Origin of the sequence: Janthinobacterium sp. UMAB-60 (assembly GCF_900095235.1) — a bacterium.
GTDB lineage: Bacteria > Pseudomonadota > Gammaproteobacteria > Burkholderiales > Burkholderiaceae_D > Janthinobacterium.
Genome location: NZ_LT607547.1, coordinates 1 through 209 on the forward strand (window position 1 = coordinate 1; position 209 = coordinate 209).

The window sequence follows — 209 nt, forward strand, 5'->3', positions numbered from 1 at the left end:
CTCGAACTCTCGACCTCAACCTTGGCAAGGTTGCGCTCTACCAACTGAGCTACTCCCGCAGTGGACAACATTGTATCAGAAGCTCTATCACATCGCCAGTACTACTTTTTGCTGCATCTGCTGTTTTTACCTATGACACGATCCAGAAAACTGGAGCGGGAGAAGAGGCTCGAACTCTCGACCTCAACCTTGGCAAGGTTGCGCTCTAC

At 50.7% G+C, this 209-nt stretch carries 1 protein-coding gene; it reads left to right on the top strand.

All coding sequences use genetic code 11. From position 1 onward, the window contains the following. The coding region (locus K0F86_RS27245) for a hypothetical protein (protein ID WP_219137222.1) at window positions 1-209 on the top strand (209 nt) is incomplete at both ends.